Consider the following 22,323-nt stretch of genomic DNA (forward strand, 5'->3'; position numbering starts at 1 on the left):
TTATCCGAAAACTTGTTTTTGATGACAAAACTTCTAAGACAAAAAAGATATAGTGGACAGCGGGATCAAGCTCCTAAAAATCTATCTCAACAGCACGAAAACCAAAGCGATGATTGCCGGCAAAGCCTGAACGAAAAATATTTTTTTCGAAGCCGAAAGTGCACCGTAAATTCCGGCTACAATTACGCATCCAAGAAAGAAAATCGCCACATTTTTTGACCAAATGGCGTCGCAAATGAACAAACACCAAATGAGTCCGGCGGAGAGAAATCCGTTGTACAAGCCTTGGTTAGCGGCGAGTCCTTTTGTTGGTTTGAATAGCTCATCCGGAAGCGAACCTTTGAAGGTTTTCTTGCCCAAGGTTTCCCACGCGAACATTTCCATATACAGGATGTAAAAATGCTCTAGAGCGACGATTGCGATGAGGGTTTTTGATAGAATTTCCATTTTAGAGAACGAATTTTTTTGGTAAATGATGAAGCAATTCTGTGTTGATGATCGAGGCGCAAACTTCCGGTTTTTCCCAATGTCCATTGTGTCCGCAATCCAGAACGTAGGATTTGATGTTGGTATTATCGGGCAGGTTTTTGATGGTTTTTTCTGAGTTGACTGCCGAATCGTGTTTGCCAGATAAAATGAGGATTTTGCCTTCGAAGTTTTCTAAGACCTTGGAGCGGTCGGGACGTTCTATCATTCCTTTTTGAGAGGCAAGAACACCGTCGACGGAAGATGTGTACGCGATTTCCTTCGCAAGTTTTATTTTTGATTCCAGAATGTCGTGCTCGTTTGGATTGAAGAGATTGGGAACGCCGGCGTTTACGAAAGCTCTCAGGTTTTCTTTGATGATTCTCAAGCCTTTGGTTCGGGTCTGTTTCTTCTCCTCGTCGTCTGCAAAATAGGTTGAGAAAAACAGCGTGAATGATTTCAAATCCTCAGGATGTTTTTCTGCAAAAGCTAATGCAATGTAACCGCCCATCGAATGTCCGAGCAGGTGGAATTCATTTAATTTCAGATGGTCTGTGAGTTTTTTTACTTCTTCAGCCATCAATTCCATTGTTTGAACTTCGGCAATTACATCTGACTTTCCGAATCCTGGCAAATCGATCTTTATCAATTTGAATTTCTCGGACAGATGCGGTTTCAAATCTTCCCAGATCGAGAGATTTTCCATAAAGCCGTGGAGCAACACCAGGTTTTCCGTTCCGTCTCCTTCTATTTCGTAGTTGAGCATTTTTTATAATTTAATTTTAATATCATCAGCAAAACCCGCATTATTCACAGATTCGTGCAGTTTAAAAGTTTTGCCTCCGTCTTTTGTAGAAAAATTTCTCTTTCCACTTCTCTGATCCAATTTTCCGTTATCGTACTCCGAAATGCTTTGTCTGATGTCTCCATCGAATTTAAGATTTTTCGAAGAAGTCATTCTTGCTGTTCCATTGATCGACAAAAAGTCTTTGCCGTTTACTTGTTTGCCAGAAACTTGATATTCATCTTGTCCAACTTTCTTAAAAGTGATTTTCCCAGTTCCAGAGAGTTGATCGTGTGTCAAAATATGTGTGCCTTCCAGATTTTTGAAACTACGGCTATTGAGAATACTATCGTTGATTTTGGTTCTCGCAACGTTGATTGAATCGATGATTTTTGAGCTGTCAACTTTAGAAACATTGGTCTCTTCAGTTTTTTCACAAGAAATGACTGACAGTAAAATAAGAATTGGAAAAAAATTTTTCATCGGTTAAATTTTCCTCTAAAATAAATAAAAAAGAGCGTCCATCAGACACTCTTCACATTAATTTGGTATTTTTTTATTGAATTTTATTCTCGTACAATTCTTTTTCCTTGTCGTTCAAATCCGAAATCCCGTAACGTTCGGATTTTGTAATTGCTAACTCATCCAGCATATCAACTACTGTCTTGTAATGGGAATCGTCTGTTGGTTTTATGATCACGGTGAAAATATCTTTTTTCGGAGCTTTAGCTTTAGCAACTTCAATAGTTTTTGCAACTTGAGCTTTATCAAAGGAAACTTCTTTCAAACTGTTTTGGTTCAAATCCTTTTTTTCTGCTTGATAATAGAAAACCTTTCCTTCTTTTCCTAAAATGAACGTAATCGAATTTCTAATGTCAATGTCAGTTGGCGTATGTGGTCCTTTTGCCGGAAAACCGACATCCATCACGTTTGGTTTTGAGAAATTGGTCGTGAACATAAAAAATGTGATGAGCAAAAATCCCAGATCCACCATTGGCGTCATATCGACTCTGATCGGTTTTTTGTTTTGAGTTTTCTTTCCGTTAGATTGCTCTTTGATTTGAATTTCGGCCATAGCTTTTAAAATTTAGTAGTTAGTATTTAAAATTAAAAATCCATAACGATTTGTCATCATTATGGATTTTTGGATACAAATTTTGTACCTTATTTCAAATTTTATTAAATTATTGAAAACAATAATTATTCAAAGCATAACTACCTATTTTTATAAAAGTCAATCCCACATTTCAAGAATTTTTTAAAATCCTCTTTTGGCATATAACCAGAAACCGGGATGTTGATCACTTTTTGATCCGGCGTTACCAAGACATAATGCGGCTGGGAATTGTTGTTGAAGTTCACTTGCTGGAACAAACTCCATTTGTCACCAATCGTTTTGACCTTTTTCATCTGACCTTCACCCATATCGATTTTGATCTGCTCATTCGCTGGCAATTCTTCCTTGTCATCAACATAGACAGAAGCGATGATCAAATCGTTTTGAAGGATTGGCAAAATATCATCCTGACTCCAAACGAATTCCTCCATTTTTCGGCAATTTTCGCAACCGTAACCAGTGAAATCTATCAAAACAGGTTTGTTTTCTTTCTTCGCAACTTCAATCGCTTCGAAGTAGTTGTGATAAGGTTTCAAGCCAAGAATTCCATCTTTTTCGTCGTGGAAATAGCTGACATTCAACGGAGGCAAGATTCCGCTTAGCATTTGCAATTTTGGTTTCTCTGATGGAATCAATCCCTGAATCAAATAGACCACAAAAACAATCCCAAAAACACCAAGAATCCTTCTTCCTAAACTGATCTTCGGCTTCTTGTCATCGTGCGGAAATCTGATCTTCCCGAATAGGTAAACGACCAAACCGACTGCAATGATGATCCAAAGCGCGATGAACAATTCTCTTTTCAACAAGAATGTTTTGGAAACCAAATCCGCTTTTGACAGAAATTTAAGAGCTAAAGCCAATTCTATAAATCCTAAAACGACTTTCACAGTATTCATCCAGCCACCAGATTTCGGCAAACTTTGAAGCGCTTGCGGAAACAAAGCCAACAATCCGAAAACCAATGCCCAAGCCAATCCGAAACCACCTAAAGCGAAAGTCAAAAGCGTCGGAACATTCGTAGCTCCAGCAACTACTCCACCAAGCAAACTTCCTAAAATTGGACCTGTACAAGAGAATGAAACGATGACCAAAGTCAACGCCATAAAGAAGATCCCGATCATTCCGCCCGCTTCCTCAGCTTTGGAAGATTTATTCGCGATCCAGCTTGGCAAGGTGATCTCGTAATAACCGAAAAAGCTTAAAGCAAAAAATAAAAATATCGCAAAGAAGAATAAATTCAGCCAAATATTGGTCGAGATCTGATTGAAAATATTACCTGAGATCCCATCAATAATATGAAACGGAATACTCAATAAAACGAAAATCAATAAGATGAAAAACCCATAGATAAAAGCATCACGCTTGCCTTTTGCTTTGTCTTTGTTGCCTTTGGTAAAGAACGAAACCGTCAATGGGATCATTGGGAAAACGCACGGCGTCAGCAATGCGATCAATCCACCTAGGAAACCAAGTCCTAAAACAAGCCAATTGTCATCATTTGGTTTTTGCGCAACAGTTCCGCAATCTGTCAAAGGATTTTTGAAATCTAAAGAATTAACGCGCAAACCGTCTTGTTTTGCAACTGACGTTTGTTCAATATTTGTCGGTTTCAAAATCGTTCCGACTTGTCCAGCTGGAGCGACTTCGTAAACAGTATCTTTTGTTTTTTCAACGTTTTGTTCAGGCGCAACAGCCGTAGCAGTTCCAGCGATTTGCTTTTCAAATTCCAAAGTATTTGGAGCAAGACAAACGCGGTCGTTACAAGTCTGGTACATTATTTCAGCCGTAATTGTTGCTGGTTTCGAAGCATCTTTCGGCTTGAACTTCTGTTTGAAAACAACTTTATCCGAGTAATAAACAATCTGCGCTCCGAAAGCTTCCGAAAATTCATCGTGTTTTTTACCAACTTCGGTCGCTTTTCCGATCAATTGGATTCCATCTTTCGAAGTGATCTTGAATTCAGTCGGAATCCCAGAATCTGGCGGAAGATCTTTGGAGTAGATGTGCCATTTGTCTTCGATCGTTCCTGTCAGAACAGCTTCGTATTGATCATTGCCAACAGAAACCACATCAAATTTGAACTTGACAGGATTTTTGATCTGAGCGTTGAAAATGGTGATGATGAATATAAAAAGTGTGGATAACACTAGTTTTAAGTCTTTCATTTTAGATATATTTTTAAACGCTATTTGTCATTCCGTAGGAATCTCAGCATTGTGGAGGTTTCTACTGAATGACAAAAATATGTTTACAATTTTATTAATAATTCATTTATCAAATTATTGTTTGATGCAAACCTTCCATCTTGCCGGAAAGGTAAAACCCCGATAATCTGTTCATTAGCATCACACAGAAGCCAGATTTTTTGCTTGGCTAAAATAGAGATTTTTTCGTCCTTAAAAAACTTAGAGACCTTCTTTTTGCCAATCATTCCGATAGGAAAAAACACATCGCCTTCTTTCTTTTTTCTTAATTTTAAAGGCAACTTGATTTTGTTTTCATCGATTTTCCAATTACACTTTCCGAATTCTTGGATTTCGTCTTTAATATTTTCTGGAATTAAAATGTTCCTCTCAAAGATTTCAAGAGCAATTTCTTCATCTTCCGTCTTCCATCTTCCATCTTCCATCCTTTGATTCAAAATCAACTCATTTCTATTAATAATCAACTGATATTCTGAATTGAAAAATGTACTTCCAGTTTGTGCCGTGAAGATCTTTTGCATTTCTTTTTCATCATTAAAACCAAACCGTTTCAAGATCTCAAAACGAATCAAATCGGATTCTTTCGAGAATTTCTCTTTATCAATGATAGTTTGTCCGGTTTCAATATTTGTTTTAAAACCATTGATTTTTTCATTGACCAAATCATTTAAAACATCTTTGGTCTGATTCAGAATCTCTATACTTTTTGAAAAATTCTTTAGCAAATTATTATTGATCTTTTCCAATTCCGGAACAACATTGTGTCGAACTTTATTCCTTAGATAATCGGTTTTCTGGTTTGAAACATCTTCCCTAAATTCAATCTTATTTTCTTTTGCAAACTCATAAATCTCATCTTTAGAAAAATTAAGAAGCGGACGAATGATATTATTTTCATTCGCAGGAATTCCACTCAAACCTTTTATTCCAGATGCCTTCGAAAGATTAATAATGAAAGTTTCCAATTGATCATTCAAATGATGGGCTGTGACAAGATATTCGAGATTTTGTTCCTTTTGGATTTTCCGGAAAAACTGGTAACGTAATTCCCGGGCCCAATTTTGGATAGAATTTTCTGGCTTTTGGTCCTTCGCCGAAACTTCGTACAAATGAAAAGGAATACTATAACGTTCACAAAAGTCTGAAACCAGCTTCTGGTCGAGCTTAGAATCCTCATTACGAAGATGATAATTGATATGAGCAACCTGGAATTTCACGCGCGAAACTTGGAACAGATCAGCCAAAACCATAGAGTCCACGCCACCACTTACCGCCAAAAGGTATGTTTTTTGCTGCGACTGAGGTTGTAATTGCTCAAGAACGTTTTGAAATTTTAAGAGACTTAACACAATTTTATAACGAAATATTAAGTTATAAACACAAATATACGTTTATTAATTCTTACTTTTGAAATGTTAAAATTGCCTTTCAGAACTATTATTTAAAACAAATAAATATTTATACATATGAGATTATTTAAAATTCTGACAATTGCCGTAGTGGGACTTTCCCTCACCTCTTGTGTCAGCAAAAAACAATTCGACGCGCTTAATCTAAATTACAAACAATGTATTGAAGATGCAGGCGACAGAATGCGTCAAATCCAGGATTTAAAAGGTGAAAATTCTTCTCTTAAAGGTCAAAATGATCTTTTGGTTGGACAAAACAATGCGCTGAAATCCAGTCTAGATGCTTGTCTTGCCAACGCAGGAAAAGGTTCTACCAACATTGATAAATTAGTTGGTGAGATCAACGCTTCCAACGCTTACATCAAACAACTAATCTCTGGGAAAAGCAGAAACGACAGTTTGAATATGGCATTGTCAAACAAATTGAAACGTTCTCTTGACAATATCGCTGATCAAGATGTAGACGTGAAAGTTCTGAAAGGTGTTGTATTAATCTCATTATCTGACAAAATGCTTTACCAGGTTGGGAAGTACGAAATCCAGCCTTCTGCTCAGGATGTACTAGCGAAAGTGGCAAAAGTGATCAACGATTATGACACTTACAGCGTATTGATCGAGGGTAACACAGACAACTCACCATTGAACAGCAACAACTCACCAAGAGACAACTGGGAACTTTCTGCGCTTAGAGCGACTTCTGTAGCGAAAGTTTTACAAAACCAATTTGGTGTGAATCCTAACAGAATCACAGCTGGTGGTAGATCCGAGTACAATCCGAAAACAACCAACGCATCAGTTTCCGGACGTGGGGAAAACCGTAGAACGGAAATCATCATTATGCCGAAATTGGATGAATTTATGAAATTGATGGACATTGCTCCAGTTAAAAAATAAATGATAAACGATGAATAATCATTGATTCATTCAGAGTTAAGAATTAAACCTTGTCAGAAATGGCGAGGTTTTTTTGTGCTTGTATTTTGGGCAACTTATCCGCCTTCCACTCCCGCTATTTTTTCCCTTTGCTTTTCCAGCCACAAAAAAATGAGCTCCGTTCAAGTCGGGTTGCGGATTTGTTATCCAATCAACATTGGTTTTTAAATTCAAATTACATTAACTTTGAATATTAAATTTTAAATCTTGAATTCCGAATGAGTTATTTCGAAGAATTAGACAAAGAGATGGATCGATACCTGGAAGAAAATGCTTCACAAGAACCAGCAATCCTAAAGAAATTAAGAAAAGAAACTTATCAAAAGACAACGCAACCGCATATGATCTCCGGCTATTTGCAAGGCCGATTGTTGAGTATTTTGACGCATATCATTCAACCGAAAAATGTTTTGGAAATAGGAACATTTACAGGTTACGCTTCACTTAGCATTGCCGAAGGTTTGCCAAAAGACGGAAAAATCTACACGATCGATAAGAACGAAGATCTATCTTATATTCCAAAAAAATATTTTGCCGAAAGTGATTACAAAGATCAAATTGAATTCATCATAGGTGATGCGAAAGAAGAGATCAAAAAACTGGACAAGGTTTGGGATTTGATCTTCATTGATGCGGACAAAGAAAGCTATCTGGAATATCTGAAACTCATCAAACCAAATCTGCGTTCGGGAAGCATCATCCTCATCGATAACGTGCTTTGGTACGGAAAAGTCCTGCAGGAAAACCCGAAAGACAAATCTACAGAACAGATCAAACTCGTGAATAAAATCGTGGCCGAAGATCCCGATTTCGAAAATCTAATCTTACCTTTGCGAGACGGATTGCATCTCATTAGAAAGAAATAAATAGCTGATAGCAATTGGCTTTTGGCAATAGGCTCAATAGGCAATATTTTAGAATATAATCCAATTTTACTTGAGACCAAAAAATTCGTACTTTTAAATTCGTAATCCATAACAAATGAACAAAGGAATTTGCAATGTTTCCATCGCTCCGCTGAGAGCAGACTGCTCCGACAAAAGTGAGATCGTGACACAACTTCTGTATGGCGAATCTGCCGATATTATCGATGTTTCTAACAATTGGACAAGGATCCGAACGCATTACGACAACTACGAAGCTTGGATGGATACGAAGCAGATCACGCCCGTTTCCGACGAATATTTAGTCTCTAGAAAAACAAATCTTATCAAAGAAGCTTTCCAATCGACGATGACGGAAAGTGGAAAGGTGCTTCTATCAATGGGCGCTGAAGTGACTTTTGAAACCAGTTCGCCCACTCGTGGACACGACCTCAGCGAAAGTATTGTGAATTGCGCCAAAGAATTTCTCAACGTTCCTTATTTATGGGGCGGAAAAAGTTTTTTCGGGATAGATTGCAGTGGATTTACGCAGATCATTTATAAAATTCACGGCATCAAAATCCCGAGAGATACATATCAGCAAGCAGAAATCGGCGAAGCACTGACTTTCATCGAGGAAGCAAAACCGGGCGATCTCGCTTTTTTTGAAAATTCGGAAGGAAGGATTATTCACGTTGGATTTATTTTGGCGGACCAAAAGATCATTCACGCGCACGGAAAAGTGCGGATTGACAGTCTCGATTCTTCGGGGATTTTCAACAAAGATCAAAATAAGCACACGCACAAATTGAGGTTTATCAGATCTTATTTTTAGCGATTTTTCTAAGACAAATTATTCTAATTTTTAATTTCTCATAACATTCTGAAAATCATTTCAGAGTGGAACATATCTTGTTGTAAATTTGAAATACCTTCAAATAAAATCATCTGATAATATGAAAATATTATTATTTATTTCTCTTCTTTTCACTGAAGTTTATCAAGCGCAACTTTGCATCATCAATGACAAAGATGGCTTCACCAATGTGCGCGAAAAACCATATCAAAACTCCAAAATCATTGGGAAAATTGTAGAAAATCAAGCATTTGCGATTGACAGTTATGTGCAGGATGAAGAGAATAGATCAAAGGATTGGATTGCTTTAAAATTTCCCGTTAACATCAATAAAAAATCGGACTTTTTGAAATTTGAAGGTGATGAAAAAACAGGCTACATTCACAAAAGTCGATTGGTGGAACTGGAAAGTTTAGCGAAATTTGAAACAACCGAAGTAAATTCGAATAAAACAATTCATCATCAAAAGGAAATTGAGGTCGTCATTGAGACTCAAGCTTTCAAAAAATCAGAACACCAGATAACCCAATCCGATAAGGGATTTTACATCATTGATGACGAGAAAGTTTTTAATTATTATGGCGGAGATACCACAGAAATTAAAAATATAACTGTCAAATCAAAAAATAAAACTTACAATTTTCCGGAATCCAGTTTCAAAAATCTGATGGGAATTGAAGTTACTAACTCGGTTGTTTACAATGGAAAAAAAAGTGAATTGTATATCGTCTTCAATGCGGGCGACGGTGGAGATAGTTACAATATTATCTTTTGCTTGAAGGATAACAAACTAATTTCAAGAACCATCACTTCGACAATTCCTTAAACAAATAGACAAATTCGCAAGACTACTTCTGTTGAGCAAAATCTAAAAATAGAATGAAGATTTTTGACTTATCTATACTTTTTCTCATTGCTGGCGGTAGCTTTATGATTCTCGGCATTTTGTTGATTTTGGTATTTTTCTTGGCGTACTGGCTTTCATTTTCAAATAAATCAAACAATACTTTAATTGATAAAATTTTTAAAGCCGGTAATTTCAGTATCCAATTTGGATTATTTATATTCTTTCTCAGTCTTGCAATGCTATTACTAGGAATCACAATAGAAGGTCTCATCAATGGAAAATATATTCTAAGTTTCGGCAGAACAAATCCTACCAAAACAATTATAACGTGGGAAGAAAAGCCTGTCAGGTTTGTATTTCAGACCATCATTTTTATTGTATTTTCCGTTTGGAGTATTAGATTTGTCATTAAGTAATCTTAGGAATTTTATCAGGAAAACAAAAGAAGAAACTAAATTGGTTAACTTTAATAAAACAAAAGAATGAAAAATCTTGCACTCTTACTTTTATTGATGCTTTTGCCCAATTTGATTCTGGCAAATGATGGTGCTTTTTTCGCAAAAGGAAATCAACTCATTCCGATTTCCGAAACCGATATTTCGGTCAAAAAAGAAATTCTGACTTTGAAAAAAATCAAGAATCAATATATCGAAGTGACGGTTTACTACGAATTTTTCAATCCAAAAGAAGCCAAAACATTGACTGTCGGTTTCGAAGCTTTCTCTCCGCAAGGCGATGTGGAAGGCGCTCCGAAAAATGGGAAACATCCTTATATGAGCGACTTCACGGTAGAACTTAATCAAGAAAAATTAAACTACAAGGTTGCCTACGTTTCTGACAGTTTGTACAATAACGCGGGGAAAATCAAGGCTATCGATTTTAAGAATTTTGAAGGGAACAAAAGCGGAAACTACGTGGATTTTTTCTACGTCTATCATTTTGAAGCCCATTTCAAAAAAGGTCTGAATATCATCAAGCATACTTACAAGTACGATGTTTCAGGCTCCATCGACTACAATTACGATTTTGAATATGCACTTTCTCCGGCGAAACGTTGGGGGAACAATCAGATCGATGATTTCACTTTGATCATAGACAATGGCGATTTTGAAACGTTCTCCATCAACAAAAGTTTTTTTAAAGATGCCAATGAATGGAAAATCGACGGCGTAGGGAAAACTGGAAATGTAAAAGGAGCACCGAACTCATTCATAGAAAGAGATGCTTTGAAATTTCACATTCAAAAAGGAAAGGTTATTTTTAAGAAAATTAATTTTAAACCTGATGGGGATTTGTTTGTGTATTCGGTGAATTCTATTGGCGTTCAGGATTTTGCATACTTGCCACACTCCTATTATCAATCAATAAATATTGCCGAGCCAAAAACGGAGTTTCAAAAAAAGCTTCTGAAAAATCTTCCGTTTGCAAGACGAGGCTACACTTTCCAAAATCCCGAACTGAAAAGTTATTTCGAAGGTCTCGATTGGTATATTCCTGACCCGAAATATATTCCAAACGTGAATCACTTGACGCCAGAGGAAAAAAAGTGGTCCGAAAAATGGAAGTGATAAACTATGATAAAAAGAATCATTCTAATAGTCCTTTTGTACGCAATATTCCTCGTTGGAATCACACTGGCGATGAGTTCGATAAATGACAATTATTTGATTGCCGTTGTATTGTCAAGTTTTGTTTTTGCTTTTTTGATTGGTCGGGAAGTTTACAAAAAATACTTTGTAGGTTTCAAACCGAGCAATCAGAATATTAGTTATAATAATTCAATTCCCAAGGATTTAATTAAAATCTCAACCAAACCATTTCTATTCGGATTGGAAAAAAAATTATTGAGTGATGATGAATTCTACTTTGACAATGAAAATTTCTACGCCGTCAACCCGGAAAATAAAACGGCAAAGTTCAATTTGAAGGACATCACAGAACTGAGCAGAACTGCACTCAATATTAATAATAGAACTATTTGGCAGGTCAAAATCAATATTGAAAACAAAGAATTAGTTTTCAAATTTGCGCACAATTACACGATTTGGAAAAAGAGTTTTCGTGACTTTTATGATAAAATCAAAGCTTTGAATCCATCGGCTGTCAAATCAAAATGGAGTCTTTGGAGAATGTAAAAAACTTTGATCATTAAAATGATAAGAATCACATCAATTTTCTGATCTTCGCCTCCTGCTTGATCTTTCCGTAGTTGAAAATGTTAGCAATGATGATCGGAATAAAGATGACAGGAACCATCGTATAAATCCCAAATCCTTTGGTAATCGTGAAATAGTTGCAACCAACAACCAGCAACACAAAAAATATCATAAAGCCTATAAACTGGTTTTTTGCATTTTTCAGAGTTTTCAGTAGCGCTTCATTTGACAATTTCGAAAGGTTGTCTGAGTTTTTCATTTGGAAATATTTCAGGACATACTACAATTTGAAGTCCAACTTTGCAGCGAAGAATTTTCTTATCGATTTTGCGGGCTCTGAAAAGTTCAATTTGAAAGACATTTAATCTCAAATTAAAAAAGCTTCCACGATTGGGAAGCTTTCTTATATTATCAGAAACAAAAATTAAATGGGCAAATTCCTGCTTTTCATCTCTTCTTTTAACTTGGTAAAATTGGTAATATTACTCATCAAAACCGACATAAAAATGATTGGCAAAATTGTAAAAACACCAAAACCCTTTTTAATGGTAATGAAGATCGCGGCAGCAAACAGCAAAACGAAAATAACGATAAATCCAATCAGAATACCTTTCGCCGTTTTGTAACTTTTCGTCAACACTTCATCGCTCAAATGAGCCATACTTTCCGGTTGTTTATTCATTTTTATAAGATTTAATATTACAATTTGAATTCTAACTTCACGTTGAAGAATCTTCCTGTCAATCTAACTGGCACTGGATAATACAACTGCGGCGAAGCATTTACATCGCTGATCCATTGGTTCGCAATCGTATTGTTGATATTGAACGCGTTGAAGATCTGAACACCCAAAGTCAACTCCTTGAATTTGCCCCAGAAATTTCCGCTCGCTTTATTATCTTTCTGATCGATGAAAACTTTGGTCAAACCAATGTCCACTCTTTTGTAAGCTGGCAATGTTTTCTGATAACGGTAAGCTGCCAAGTAATCAGGCAGACCAGCAGAATCAAACAAGACTGGTGTTCCCGATGGTAATCCGCTCGCATAAGTTAATGTCAAATTCACTCGCATGCTTGGGAACTTCGGCATGTAATCCTGGTAGAACATGGAGAAACGGAAACGCTGATCCGTTGGTCTTGGGATGTAACCCATTCCTTCTATATTTTCATAAACTCTTGCGTAACTTGCAGACACCCACGAATCAATCCCTGGTACAAACTGTCCGAATAATCGCGCATCCAAACCGTAGGCATAACCTTCGGAATTATTTTTACCGGAATATCTCACTCTTACATTGTCCATATAATATGGAATCAGATTTTCCATTTTCTTGTAATAAGCCTCTGTAGTCAGCTTGAAGTTTCTTTCTTTAACCTTGAATTCATAATCATTAGCAAGAATAATCTGATATGATTTTTGAGCCGTGATATCGGAATTGAAAGCACCCGTCAAATCTTTAATTTCTTTGTAGAATGGCGCTTGGTAATAAACACCACCAGCCACTCTGAACAACATATCCATATCCCAGTCCGGTTTGATTGCAAACTGCGCTCTAGGGCTGAATAATGTCTCCTTGTTAAAACTCCAGTTTTGGATTCTCGCACCTCCGTTTACGAAGATTCTGTTGCTTCCCCAATAGAACTTTTTGGAAAACTGAGCGTAAGCCGAAATTCTTGTTGGATTGATATCATTCTGTCCTGCAATATAATATTTGAGATTAAGCGCGGAAGTATCAAGATTTCCTGGAATCACAAAATCTCTTGGATTGCTGTACCCGATGGAATCTACAAACTGCCATTCATTGGTGAAGTCTTTGATGGTTTCTCTTTCGTACTTCACACCAACTTCGATATCTGTATTCACATCCGGAGAAAACTTGGTTCTGAACTGAGAACCAGCAACTCTTACTAATAAGTCATTTCTCGCATGGTCAATTTGTCCACCTGCATCGTAACCAGCAACCGGGTTTCCTTCTTCATCAAAAGCTTCCAAAATATAACCGGATGCGATGGAGTAATATTCTCTTTCTCTGTTTTGATAAGCGAAATTATCCAGGGAAAAATGCCACTTTTTACTTGGTTTGAAGTTAACGCTTACTGTTCCCATCATATTTTTGTACTGGTCATCCTCCTGCCCGTTGTAGAAAACCGTCAGTTTCAAAGGTTGTAAGATACTTCCGAAATCCACTTCTTTCTGTTTCGGATACATCTGATAATCGTTCTTCGCATAATAACCTAAGAATGATAATGACCACTTTTCATTAAACTGATAATTCAAATAAGTCTGAAGATCCATATATCTTGGGTTGAAGTCCGTATCTTCATTCAAAGTATTAAGAACGAGATTTGTATTTCTGTAACGGCCGGAGATCAATCCTGTGAACTTCTTATCCTTTGAAGCAAAACCTGTCGTCAGCCTTCCGCCGATCAAACTTGCTTCTCCGGAAACTTCAAATTTCTCAGGTTGTCTGTAATAAATATTTAATGCGGAGGACATCTTATCACCATATCTAGGTTCAAATCCACCAGCAGAAAAATTGATTGTAGAAACCATATCAGGATTCACGATACTCATCCCTTCCTGCAAAGAGTTTCTGATTAAAAATGGACGATAAAGCTCGATATCATTGATGTAAATTAAATTCTCATCATAGCTCCCACCTCTGACCATATATTGTGAGCTAAGCTCTGCATTGGAGTTCACGGAAGGTAAACTTTTCAAAAGTCCTTCCACACCACCAGCCAAAGACGCTACTTCTCGCGCTTCTTTTGCAGAAATCTCTACAGACGTAAGATCATTGGTTTTGAACATTGGCCTTTTCTGAAAAACAACTTCCTGAATTTCATTCTCCTTTAATGCCGATAAAAACAGGACATTCACATTCTGAGTTTTCGGAGATGTTTTAATGACTTTGGAAAAACCTTTGAAGTTTTCTTTCTGAACCGACAATGTTTGTTCGGAATCCGAAAGCGGCACTTTTACAAATCCATTTGCATCAGTCTGATACGTTTGATTGTTGTAAGTCACGCTGGCTTCGGAAACTGTTTTTCCGTCTTCATCAAGAACTTTGAGGTTAATTTGAGAAAATGCCAGAACAGGCAGGAAGAAAAGAATTAAGAGAATATAGTTTTTCAAAGTTGTAATTTTTTTTCGATTTATATTTTTGAAAATTGAGTCTTGAGAAAGGCAAAAATAACAATTAATCTACAGAACGAAAGAATATTTATAATTGTTATGCAGAAAATTGATTAGTTTCAGAATATTCCTTTGCGAATTATGAAAAATTAAGTAATTATCTAAAATTACTCAGCGAAAACAGCAATAAAAAAGTCCGGAGTTACCGGACTTCATTTTATAAAATAGCTTCTCTAATTCTTGTTAATTTTCCAAGCAAATCATCAAGCAGATCAAGCTTCAGCATATTGGCGCCATCGGATTTTGCAATGGAAGGATCTGGATGCGTCTCGATAAACAATCCATCTGCACCAACAGCAATCCCAGCTTTTGCAATCGTTTCTATCAATTCCGGTCTTCCGCCTGTAACTCCAGAATTCTGATTTGGCTGTTGAAGTGAATGCGTCACATCCAAAATCACCGGAGAATATTCTCTCATCGTAGGGATTCCACGGAAGTCTACTACTAGATCTGAATAACCAAACGTATTTCCTCTTTCGATAATTGCGGTTTTATCATTCCCGGAATCTCTCACTTTCTGAACAGCAAATTTCATTGCTTCCGGAGAAAGAAATTGTCCTTTTTTAAGACTTACCGCTTTTCCGGTTTCTGCTGCTGAGATCAAAAGATCAGTTTGTCTAACCAGGAACGCCGGGATCTGCAAAACGTCCACATATTCTGCTGCCAAAGCGGCGTGAGCATTCTCGTGAATATCAGTAGTTGTAGGAACGTTGAACGTCTCTCCTACTTTTCTCAGGATCTTCAAAGCTTTCTCGTCGCCAATTCCCGTGAAAGAATCCACACGGCTTCTATTCGCTTTTCTAAATGAGCCTTTGAAGATGTAAGGAATATTATATTTATCAGAAAGTTTCACGATATGTTCTGCGATTTGCAAAGCCATTGTTTCGTCTTCGATGGCACAAGGTCCTGCAATCAGGAAGAAGTTTTTGGAATCTTTGTGATGAATTTTATCTAGGTATTGTATCATTATTTTTGATTTTATATGGTTAATTTTAGAAAAGAAATTTCCTAAAATTTGAATACAAATATACGGATTTGAAAGGAATTATTGATGATGTTTCGAACTCCTGAAGAATCGATTCTACAACTACTTCTGACCTTCTTTCAATTTATTTTCAATATCATCAATTCGCGTTTTGTATTGATCTTCTCCGATTTCGCTTTTGTAGATTTTGATCCATTTTCCGGCATTCTTCATATCATTATTATTAAAAAAAGAGATAACCTGATTCACAATGCCTTCGCTTTTATAAAGTTTTGATTGGAAATTTTTGAAATTCTTCTGGAGATAGTCTGCTGCAGGAATTAATTTATCTTGATGCAACAATGCATAATGCATCTCCTTGATCATTAACTCATCATGGAAATTATATTTTTCAGCTTCATTGACTGCATTTTCTGCTTTTGAAAACTGCTGAAGAGCATTGTAGGCAAATGACAATTCAAAATAGAATTTGGCAGATCTGTAACCTTCTTTTCGCATTTCCTCCAATTTCGGCAAAGCCAAGTTTGAATATCCTGCACCATTTTGAAAACTCAGTTTGTCCACCAAAAAATCTTTTTCAGGTTTATTAGATTTATAAAATTTTAGAAACTCCGGAGGATTTGCAAGTCCAAATTCTTTAACACGCGCTTCTGACAGCACTGCTACTTTCAGAGCCAAATTTTGCCATCTTGCAATCATATCTGTATTTTCTTGGGCAGGAACAAGTTTCAATTTTCCATCTTCAACTGTAATGGTTCCATAATATCGGTAACTGTAGCCCGCTGCAGGATCTATGTAAGCTACGCCAATCATCAGTTGTTGATCTTCTGGTTTAGGAGAAAAAATAATGTATTTGTTTTCTGCTTCGTAGAAAGGTGTTGAGAAAGAGAAATCAGCTGGTATTTTAATCTGTGCACATAATTGCAGTGAGCAAATCAGCAAAAAAGAAAATAGAAATTGTTTCATATTAGTTTTTTTATAATTTTTTCAAAAGTATTAATATTCCGGCTCGTCATTTTATCTTTTAAACTTTTCCTGCCAAGGATTTTACCAAATGTTGAATTGAGTGTCTGACCTTTCGGGACTTGCCAATAAAAGATCTGGTTTACAATGCTTCCCTGTTCGCCTTCTTCTTTGATTGCTTTTTCGAATTCTTCCAATAATGTCTCTTCTACTTTTTCGCTGCCGAGAAAAGCGTAATTGTGAAAATTTTCCTTCGGCGGAAATGGATCGTTTTTGAAAATATCATTGATTTCCTCTTCGTTTTTGATGAAGAGAAATGCGTCATAATTGAAATGGTCAGACATTGCCTTTTCTAAAACAGACTTCAATTCTGCCGCATCTTTATCTGATTGAAATAGGATATTACCTGAAGCCAGAACCGAGGAAACATTCTGCATTCCACTGTCTAAAAAGACTTTGCAGACATCGGCCATTTTCATATTGGTTCCTTTGACATTGACGCCACGAAGAAAAGCACAGAATTTTTTCATTGTAAAAAGTAAAATGTATTAATTAAAAAAAGTATAATAATCCGGAGAATTGCTCCATAGCCCCGATGGGAACGGCATCCTTTTTTGTCATTGCGTGGGAAATGTGGATCAATGTTACAAACTCGAATCGCAATGACAAAAAAGATACAGTGGACAGCGGGATTTAGCTCCTAAAAAATTTCTATAAAAGTATAAAATAAAAACGTCCCGAAATTTCGAGACGTTTCCTTTTTTTATTGTGTGACCTTCATCAGCTTTTTGGTTATCTGATCCATCTTTTCAGCTTCGTAAGTGGTGTCATAATCTTTCATAATATCGAAGAGATACGAGTAGAAGGATGTGACTTGCTGCACATCATCCGCCTTTTTGAAAGCTTTCTCCTTGCCCATCTCCTGCAGATCTTTGATGAAACCGTCGAATCTCTTATCAATGACATTCAGTGAGTTTACGAGATAGGCGTAACCTTTGTCCTTCTGTCCGATTTTGTTGTATGCATCAGCCACTGCTCCTACAACCAGGGAATATTCCATTGGTTTGGTCTTCATCTGACGGCCAGCATAAACCTGGAATTTTGGAGATAATCGTGTGTAATAATCATACTCGTTGAAAATTCCTTTTTTAAGATCCTCGGCCAGTTTGAGACCTTTCTGTTCCTGTCCTGCTACGATGTAGGCGTAAACGATGGAACTTAAAGATCTTGGATCGTTGTATTTGGAAACCGGAATCTCTCGGCTAACTAAGTCCAATATTTCGATAGCTCTTTTCTTATCACCCTTCAGAACCAAAGCTTCTGCTGCACGGCTTGCGGATGATCTGTAGCTCACAATATTCTGTGTACAAGTCTCATCAAAATGTGTTTTCAGATGTTTGAAATTGCCCCATCGGTAATTTTTGACTGTATTGTAAAGTTCATCAGCATTCACCATTCCAAGTTCTCCATCTACAGATTCTTCAGTTTTGATTGGCACCAATCTGTAGCTGTGACCATCATATTTCAGATAGTTGGAAAGGAAAAACAGGTTACTTCCGTCGTATATTCCGCCACTAGAGAAGTTGATCGGACGTTTCCAATCAAAATTCGCAAGGATATCCATCATCAACAGATTGTTTTTGAACATACTGGATCCTTTGTAACTGATCACAATCTGTTTCTCTGCTTTTTGCGCCTCAGCTGGTGTGATGATTCCGGCTTTCACTGCGTTATTGACATTTACAGGGAGTACAAATTTGGAAACGGGAAGGAAGTTGAATTTTTCGTAACGCTCTTCACCGAATATCATTTTTATAATTTCATCTTTCTCTGGCGATTTCATTTTTAGGAAGTTAACTGCTTCCTTCAAGGTCATAGAATCCTGAGTGAGATATTTTCTGAATGATGCAAACTCGGTATCCGGCGCGCCTTGCTCCTTCATATTGGCAAAAATGTTTTCCCACTCTTGTTTTCCCATCAAGAAGACCTGATCATTGGAACCTTCGCGGTAATCCTCGTGTACCAAAGTCGAAGGTACAGGCATTGAGTCGTAAGTTCTTCTTTTCACCTGATCAATATTCCAAGGTGTAGAAAGCAATGTGAAATTCACCACTTTTACATCTCTGCGGAATTCCTCAGTTTCCTGAATAGCCCAAACTGGGTAAGTATCATTATCACCATAAACGAACATAATTCCATTCTTCGGTAGTGATTTTAAACTTGAGTACGCATAGTCATAGGCTGCATATCGCTCGCTTCTGTCATGAACATTGTAATTCTGGAAGCCCATCATCAATGGTACACCCAACAAAATAACGCCAACCAAAATCTGAGCACCTTTGCTCTTAATTTTTTTCTGAAGCAGCCAATAGATTGCAGCGACACCAAGACCAATCCAAATCGCAAATGCGTAGAAGGATCCGACCATTGCGTAATCTCTTTCACGAGGTTCAAACGGTTTCATTCCTGTGTAAAACACAATCATCACACTCGTTAAAATAAATAATGACAATATCGCATAGAATCTTCCAAAGTCTCTATTCAGCTGGAAGAAAAACCCGATCATTCCTAAAATCAAAGGTAACATAAAGAACTTAACAGTACTTTCATTTTGGAATTTAGCAGGCATTTCAGCTTGATCGCCCCACAGATTGTTATCGATGAATGGAATTCCTGTGATGAAGTTTCCGTTGGTATTTTCCATGTGACCTTCCACATCATTCTGTCTTCCGGAATAGTTCCAAAGCAAATATCTTACGAAGTAGAAATAATTTTGGAATGTGATAAAATAATCGATATTCTGAGCCAAAGTTGGACGCTGAACGTTGATCAGTCCGAACTGTTTAGCTTTCAGGTAATCATCCATTTTAATGGTTCCGTTATCATATTTTTGACGAAGTTCGTCAAAGAATTGTTTAGCTTCCGGACTTTCAGAAATTTCTTCGTTACCATAGTTGAAAGTAAAATCTGGTGCACCATACATCGAGATGTAATTTGGCATCACAGATTTATCTTCGCTAAACATTCTTGGAAACAAACTCACGTGTTCCGGACTGAAAACATAATTGAATTTTTCGCCTACCAAACGGTAACGTCCAGTTACAGGATCTTTCTCGTAAGTATCGCCGGTTTTTACGGTTTTATAACTTCCATCTTCATTTTTCTGAATTCCGTTTGGATCCAAATAAGCAGTGTAATTTTGACCGTACAAAGTTGGCCAATCGCCGTATTGTTCACGGTTGTAATAATCCAACATTCCCAAAGCATTATCGGGATCATTCAGGTTCATTGGTGGATTTGCAATCGCACGGATCGGAATGACCAACCAGCAAGAGAACCCAATCATCATATAAACGACTGACAATGCAATCGTTTGGTAGAGAGATTTCCCTGTTTTTTTTGTATAAGTAATTAACAGATAACAAAGAACGATCAAAATCACAAAAGCAAAAACAGTCCCTGAATGGAAAGGCAATCCTAAACCGTTCACAAAGAATACTTCAGATTTCCCAAACAAGGTCATAATGACTGGGAAAATGATTTTGAAAACAATGATTAATATTAATAAAGTCACAGCATTGGCGATCAAAAATGACTTCCAAGTGAACTTGTAATTCCTTGTATAATAGATCAAGCAAACCGCTGGCAAAGCCAACATACACATCATATGAACACCGACAGAAAGACCGATGATAAAGAACAATAGGATGATCCAACGCTCATTATCTTTTTCGAGATATTCGTTTTCCCACTTCGTGATAAGCCAGACAATTAATGCGATAAACATACTTGCCATTGCATAAACTTCGCCTTCTACGGCTGAAAACCAAAATGAATCCGAAAATGTAAAACACAAAGCACCAACGGCTCCGGCAAACAATGTTGCAATCTCTTCTGCAATTGTGATGTTTTCGAATTCTCTGTTTAATAATCTTCTTACAAGATGTGTGATCGTCCAAAACAAAAATAAAATGGTGAATGCACTGCACAACGCAGACATCGCATTGATGACCAAAGAATAATTTTGCCCGTCACCGAAAGCAAACAAGGCTGCCACGGCGCCCACCAATTGAAACAAAGCTGCTCCAGGTGCGTGGGTTACCTCCAATTTTACGGCTGAAGAGATATATTCTCCACAATCCCAAAAACTGAAATTAGGTTCGATGGTTGATAAGTAGGTAATGAATGCAATTGCGAAAACGACCCATCCGAGAATGGTGTTCCATTGTTTAAAAGCCCAGTTCTTCATATTGTAACAAGAAATATCGGCGAAATTAACATTTTTGAATTAGTTATCGATGCTTTTAACAAAAATTAAACTTTAGAATTTAATATAAAATAAGGATTTTTCACGGATTAAATTACAATATATCAGACTTATACCATATTAGTATGTGAAAACTAAAAAACATTGCAATTTTTTTTTTATTTTTGCAGACAGTTTTTGAGAGAAAAAATGATATAAAATGACGAATGTATACGATAATATTCTTGGTTTGATTGGCAACACCCCGTTGGTCAAATTGAATCACGTTACCAAGGACATTCCTGCGACAGTATACGCTAAGTTGGAGTCTTATAATCCAGGCCATTCTACAAAAGACAGAATTGCCCTTCACATCATAGAAAATGCAGAAAAGAAAGGTTTGATCAAACCCGACTCTGTCATAGTTGAAACCACGTCCGGCAACACCGGATTTTCTATAGCGATGGTTTGTATCGTAAAAGGTTACAAATGCATCCTTGCCGTAAGTGATAAAACAAAAGCGGAAAAAATCGCCTATCTTAAAGCTTTGGGAGCAACCGTTTATGTTTGCCCAGCTTCTGTTCCGGCAGATGACCCAAGGTCTTACTATGAAGTTGCAAAAAGAATTGCAAGAGAAACGCCTAACTCGGTTTACATCAATCAATATTTCAACGAATTGAATATTGATGCGCACTACCAGACAACCGGACCTGAACTTTGGAATCAAACCGATGGAAAAATCACCCACGTTTTTGCTTGTACAGGTACTGGAGGAACACTTTCTGGAACTGCAAAATATTTGAAAGAACAAAATCCTGATATCAAAGTAATCGGCGTAGATGCAGACGGATCGATCCTGAAAACTTACCACGAAACAGGAAAGATCAATAAAACAGAGATTCACCCTTATCAAATCGAAGGTCTTGGAAAAAACTTGATCCCAGGCGCACTTCTTTTCGATAAAATTGATGAATACATCAGAGTGAATGACGAAATGTCCGCTTACAGAACCCGCGAAATAGCTTTGAAGGAAGCAATAATGGGCGGTTACACAACCGGCGCAGTCACTCAAGCTTTGATCCAATACGCCAATTCCCACGAATTTAAAAGTGATGACTTGGTTGTCTTAATATTCCCAGATCACGGTTCACGCTACATCACCAAAGTTTACAGCGACAAATGGATGGAAGAGCAAGGTTTTATCAATAATTGTTTCCACAATTACGATGAGATCTTCAAAACAGAAATTATCAAATAACAATTCAAAATATTAATAAACCTTTTGGAAAGACAAAAG

21 protein-coding genes are annotated in these 22,323 nt (G+C 36.9%); 8 read left to right on the plus strand and 13 right to left on the minus strand.

Annotation, left to right across the window (positions count from 1 at the left end):
• Positions 1-81 precede the first annotated feature (81 nt).
• The 6 genes from PQ459_16615 to tilS form a co-directional block, all read right to left on the minus strand.
• Positions 82-447, minus strand: coding sequence for a DUF1304 domain-containing protein (locus PQ459_16615; GenBank protein WDF46511.1), 366 nt, complete (start codon positions 445-447; stop codon positions 82-84).
• A gap of 1 nt (position 448) precedes the next feature.
• Positions 449-1,231 (minus strand): alpha/beta hydrolase, encoded by a 783-nt coding sequence (locus PQ459_16620; protein ID WDF46512.1) that lies wholly within the window; start codon positions 1,229-1,231, stop codon positions 449-451.
• A gap of 3 nt (positions 1,232-1,234) precedes the next feature.
• Positions 1,235-1,732, minus strand: coding sequence for a hypothetical protein (locus tag PQ459_16625; protein WDF46513.1), 498 nt, complete (start codon positions 1,730-1,732; stop codon positions 1,235-1,237).
• Positions 1,733-1,805: 73 nt separating this feature from the next.
• Positions 1,806-2,324 (minus strand): biopolymer transporter ExbD, encoded by a 519-nt coding sequence (locus PQ459_16630; protein ID WDF46514.1) that lies wholly within the window; start codon positions 2,322-2,324, stop codon positions 1,806-1,808.
• A 140-nt stretch (positions 2,325-2,464) separates the two neighbouring features.
• On the minus strand, positions 2,465-4,534 hold the full coding sequence (locus PQ459_16635) for a protein-disulfide reductase DsbD family protein (protein WDF46515.1): 2,070 nt from the start codon (positions 4,532-4,534) through the stop codon (positions 2,465-2,467).
• 83 nt (positions 4,535-4,617) lie between these two features.
• Complete coding sequence (tilS, locus tag PQ459_16640; GenBank protein WDF46516.1) at positions 4,618-5,922, minus strand: tRNA lysidine(34) synthetase TilS; 1,305 nt, start codon at positions 5,920-5,922, stop codon at positions 4,618-4,620.
• A gap of 117 nt (positions 5,923-6,039) precedes the next feature.
• Here tilS and PQ459_16645 point away from each other — a divergent pair, with 117 nt between their 5' ends.
• The 7 genes from PQ459_16645 to PQ459_16675 all read left to right on the plus strand — a co-directional run bounded on the left by PQ459_16645 (position 6,040) and on the right by PQ459_16675 (position 11,616).
• Positions 6,040-6,876: an OmpA family protein gene (locus tag PQ459_16645; protein ID WDF46517.1), complete on the plus strand. Its 837-nt coding sequence runs from the start codon at positions 6,040-6,042 to the stop codon at positions 6,874-6,876.
• Between the two features lie 257 nt (positions 6,877-7,133).
• Entirely contained in the window at positions 7,134-7,781 is a 648-nt protein-coding gene (locus PQ459_16650; protein WDF46518.1) for an O-methyltransferase, read from the plus strand.
• A 115-nt stretch (positions 7,782-7,896) separates the two neighbouring features.
• The gene (locus tag PQ459_16655) at positions 7,897-8,613 is read left to right on the plus strand and encodes a C40 family peptidase (protein WDF46519.1); all 717 of its coding nucleotides are present in this window, start codon (positions 7,897-7,899) and stop codon (positions 8,611-8,613) included.
• A 121-nt stretch (positions 8,614-8,734) separates the two neighbouring features.
• On the plus strand, positions 8,735-9,460 hold the full coding sequence (locus tag PQ459_16660) for a hypothetical protein (GenBank protein WDF46520.1): 726 nt from the start codon (positions 8,735-8,737) through the stop codon (positions 9,458-9,460).
• A 53-nt stretch (positions 9,461-9,513) separates the two neighbouring features.
• Positions 9,514-9,897: a hypothetical protein gene (locus PQ459_16665; protein WDF46521.1), complete on the plus strand. Its 384-nt coding sequence runs from the start codon at positions 9,514-9,516 to the stop codon at positions 9,895-9,897.
• A 66-nt stretch (positions 9,898-9,963) separates the two neighbouring features.
• Positions 9,964-11,049, plus strand: a complete 1,086-nt coding sequence (locus tag PQ459_16670; GenBank protein WDF46522.1) for a YARHG domain-containing protein — start codon at positions 9,964-9,966, stop codon at positions 11,047-11,049.
• 6 nt (positions 11,050-11,055) lie between these two features.
• Positions 11,056-11,616: a hypothetical protein gene (locus PQ459_16675; protein ID WDF46523.1), complete on the plus strand. Its 561-nt coding sequence runs from the start codon at positions 11,056-11,058 to the stop codon at positions 11,614-11,616.
• 28 nt (positions 11,617-11,644) lie between these two features.
• On the opposite strand, the gene PQ459_16680 is transcribed toward PQ459_16675, so the two are convergent.
• The 7 genes from PQ459_16680 to PQ459_16710 all read right to left on the minus strand — a co-directional run bounded on the left by PQ459_16680 (position 11,645) and on the right by PQ459_16710 (position 21,029).
• Entirely contained in the window at positions 11,645-11,896 is a 252-nt protein-coding gene (locus tag PQ459_16680; GenBank protein WDF46524.1) for a hypothetical protein, read from the minus strand.
• A 165-nt stretch (positions 11,897-12,061) separates the two neighbouring features.
• Positions 12,062-12,319 carry a hypothetical protein gene (locus tag PQ459_16685; protein ID WDF46525.1) on the minus strand — a complete coding sequence of 86 codons (258 nt, stop codon included), beginning with the start codon at positions 12,317-12,319 and terminating at the stop codon, positions 12,062-12,064.
• Positions 12,320-12,336: 17 nt separating this feature from the next.
• The gene (locus PQ459_16690) at positions 12,337-14,517 is read right to left on the minus strand and encodes a TonB-dependent receptor plug domain-containing protein (protein ID WDF48738.1); all 2,181 of its coding nucleotides are present in this window, start codon (positions 14,515-14,517) and stop codon (positions 12,337-12,339) included.
• Between the two features lie 472 nt (positions 14,518-14,989).
• Complete coding sequence (kdsA, locus tag PQ459_16695) at positions 14,990-15,799, minus strand: 3-deoxy-8-phosphooctulonate synthase (GenBank protein ID WDF46526.1); 810 nt, start codon at positions 15,797-15,799, stop codon at positions 14,990-14,992.
• 120 nt (positions 15,800-15,919) lie between these two features.
• A complete protein-coding gene (locus tag PQ459_16700; protein ID WDF46527.1) occupies positions 15,920-16,783 on the minus strand; it encodes a hypothetical protein in 864 nt (287 codons plus the stop codon).
• Positions 16,780-17,310, minus strand: coding sequence for a DUF1697 domain-containing protein (locus tag PQ459_16705; GenBank protein ID WDF46528.1), 531 nt, complete (start codon positions 17,308-17,310; stop codon positions 16,780-16,782). Before PQ459_16705 ends, PQ459_16700 begins: the two co-directional genes overlap by 4 nt.
• Positions 17,311-17,543: 233 nt before the next feature.
• Positions 17,544-21,029, minus strand: coding sequence for a DUF2723 domain-containing protein (locus tag PQ459_16710; GenBank protein ID WDF46529.1), 3,486 nt, complete (start codon positions 21,027-21,029; stop codon positions 17,544-17,546).
• A 217-nt stretch (positions 21,030-21,246) separates the two neighbouring features.
• Here PQ459_16710 and PQ459_16715 point away from each other — a divergent pair, with 217 nt between their 5' ends.
• Entirely contained in the window at positions 21,247-22,284 is a 1,038-nt protein-coding gene (locus tag PQ459_16715) for a cysteine synthase family protein (protein ID WDF46530.1), read from the plus strand.
• Positions 22,285-22,323 lie beyond the last annotated feature (39 nt).

This window comes from Chryseobacterium sp. KACC 21268, from assembly GCA_028736075.1.
Lineage (GTDB): Bacteria > Bacteroidota > Bacteroidia > Flavobacteriales > Weeksellaceae > Epilithonimonas.

Excerpts from the sequence above, each read along its gene's own strand:
- PQ459_16615 (WDF46511.1), bottom strand. The coding sequence starts at position 447 with ATGGAAATTCTATCAAAAACCCTCATCGCAATCGTCGCTCTAGAGCAT.
- PQ459_16620 (WDF46512.1), bottom strand. The coding sequence starts at position 1,231 with ATGCTCAACTACGAAATAGAAGGAGACGGAACGGAAAACCTGGTGTTG.
- PQ459_16625 (WDF46513.1), bottom strand. The coding sequence starts at position 1,732 with ATGAAAAATTTTTTTCCAATTCTTATTTTACTGTCAGTCATTTCTTGT.
- PQ459_16630 (WDF46514.1), bottom strand. The coding sequence starts at position 2,324 with ATGGCCGAAATTCAAATCAAAGAGCAATCTAACGGAAAGAAAACTCAA.
- PQ459_16635 (WDF46515.1), bottom strand. The coding sequence starts at position 4,534 with ATGAAAGACTTAAAACTAGTGTTATCCACACTTTTTATATTCATCATC.
- PQ459_16645 (WDF46517.1), top strand. The coding sequence starts at position 6,040 with ATGAGATTATTTAAAATTCTGACAATTGCCGTAGTGGGACTTTCCCTC.
- PQ459_16650 (WDF46518.1), top strand. The coding sequence starts at position 7,134 with ATGAGTTATTTCGAAGAATTAGACAAAGAGATGGATCGATACCTGGAA.
- PQ459_16655 (WDF46519.1), top strand. The coding sequence starts at position 7,897 with ATGAACAAAGGAATTTGCAATGTTTCCATCGCTCCGCTGAGAGCAGAC.
- PQ459_16660 (WDF46520.1), top strand. The coding sequence starts at position 8,735 with ATGAAAATATTATTATTTATTTCTCTTCTTTTCACTGAAGTTTATCAA.
- PQ459_16665 (WDF46521.1), top strand. The coding sequence starts at position 9,514 with ATGAAGATTTTTGACTTATCTATACTTTTTCTCATTGCTGGCGGTAGC.
- PQ459_16670 (WDF46522.1), top strand. The coding sequence starts at position 9,964 with ATGAAAAATCTTGCACTCTTACTTTTATTGATGCTTTTGCCCAATTTG.
- PQ459_16675 (WDF46523.1), top strand. The coding sequence starts at position 11,056 with ATGATAAAAAGAATCATTCTAATAGTCCTTTTGTACGCAATATTCCTC.
- PQ459_16680 (WDF46524.1), bottom strand. The coding sequence starts at position 11,896 with ATGAAAAACTCAGACAACCTTTCGAAATTGTCAAATGAAGCGCTACTG.
- PQ459_16685 (WDF46525.1), bottom strand. The coding sequence starts at position 12,319 with ATGAATAAACAACCGGAAAGTATGGCTCATTTGAGCGATGAAGTGTTG.
- kdsA (WDF46526.1), bottom strand. The coding sequence starts at position 15,799 with ATGATACAATACCTAGATAAAATTCATCACAAAGATTCCAAAAACTTC.
- PQ459_16700 (WDF46527.1), bottom strand. The coding sequence starts at position 16,783 with ATGAAACAATTTCTATTTTCTTTTTTGCTGATTTGCTCACTGCAATTA.
- PQ459_16705 (WDF46528.1), bottom strand. The coding sequence starts at position 17,310 with ATGAAAAAATTCTGTGCTTTTCTTCGTGGCGTCAATGTCAAAGGAACC.
- PQ459_16710 (WDF46529.1), bottom strand. The coding sequence starts at position 21,029 with ATGAAGAACTGGGCTTTTAAACAATGGAACACCATTCTCGGATGGGTC.
- PQ459_16715 (WDF46530.1), top strand. The coding sequence starts at position 21,247 with ATGACGAATGTATACGATAATATTCTTGGTTTGATTGGCAACACCCCG.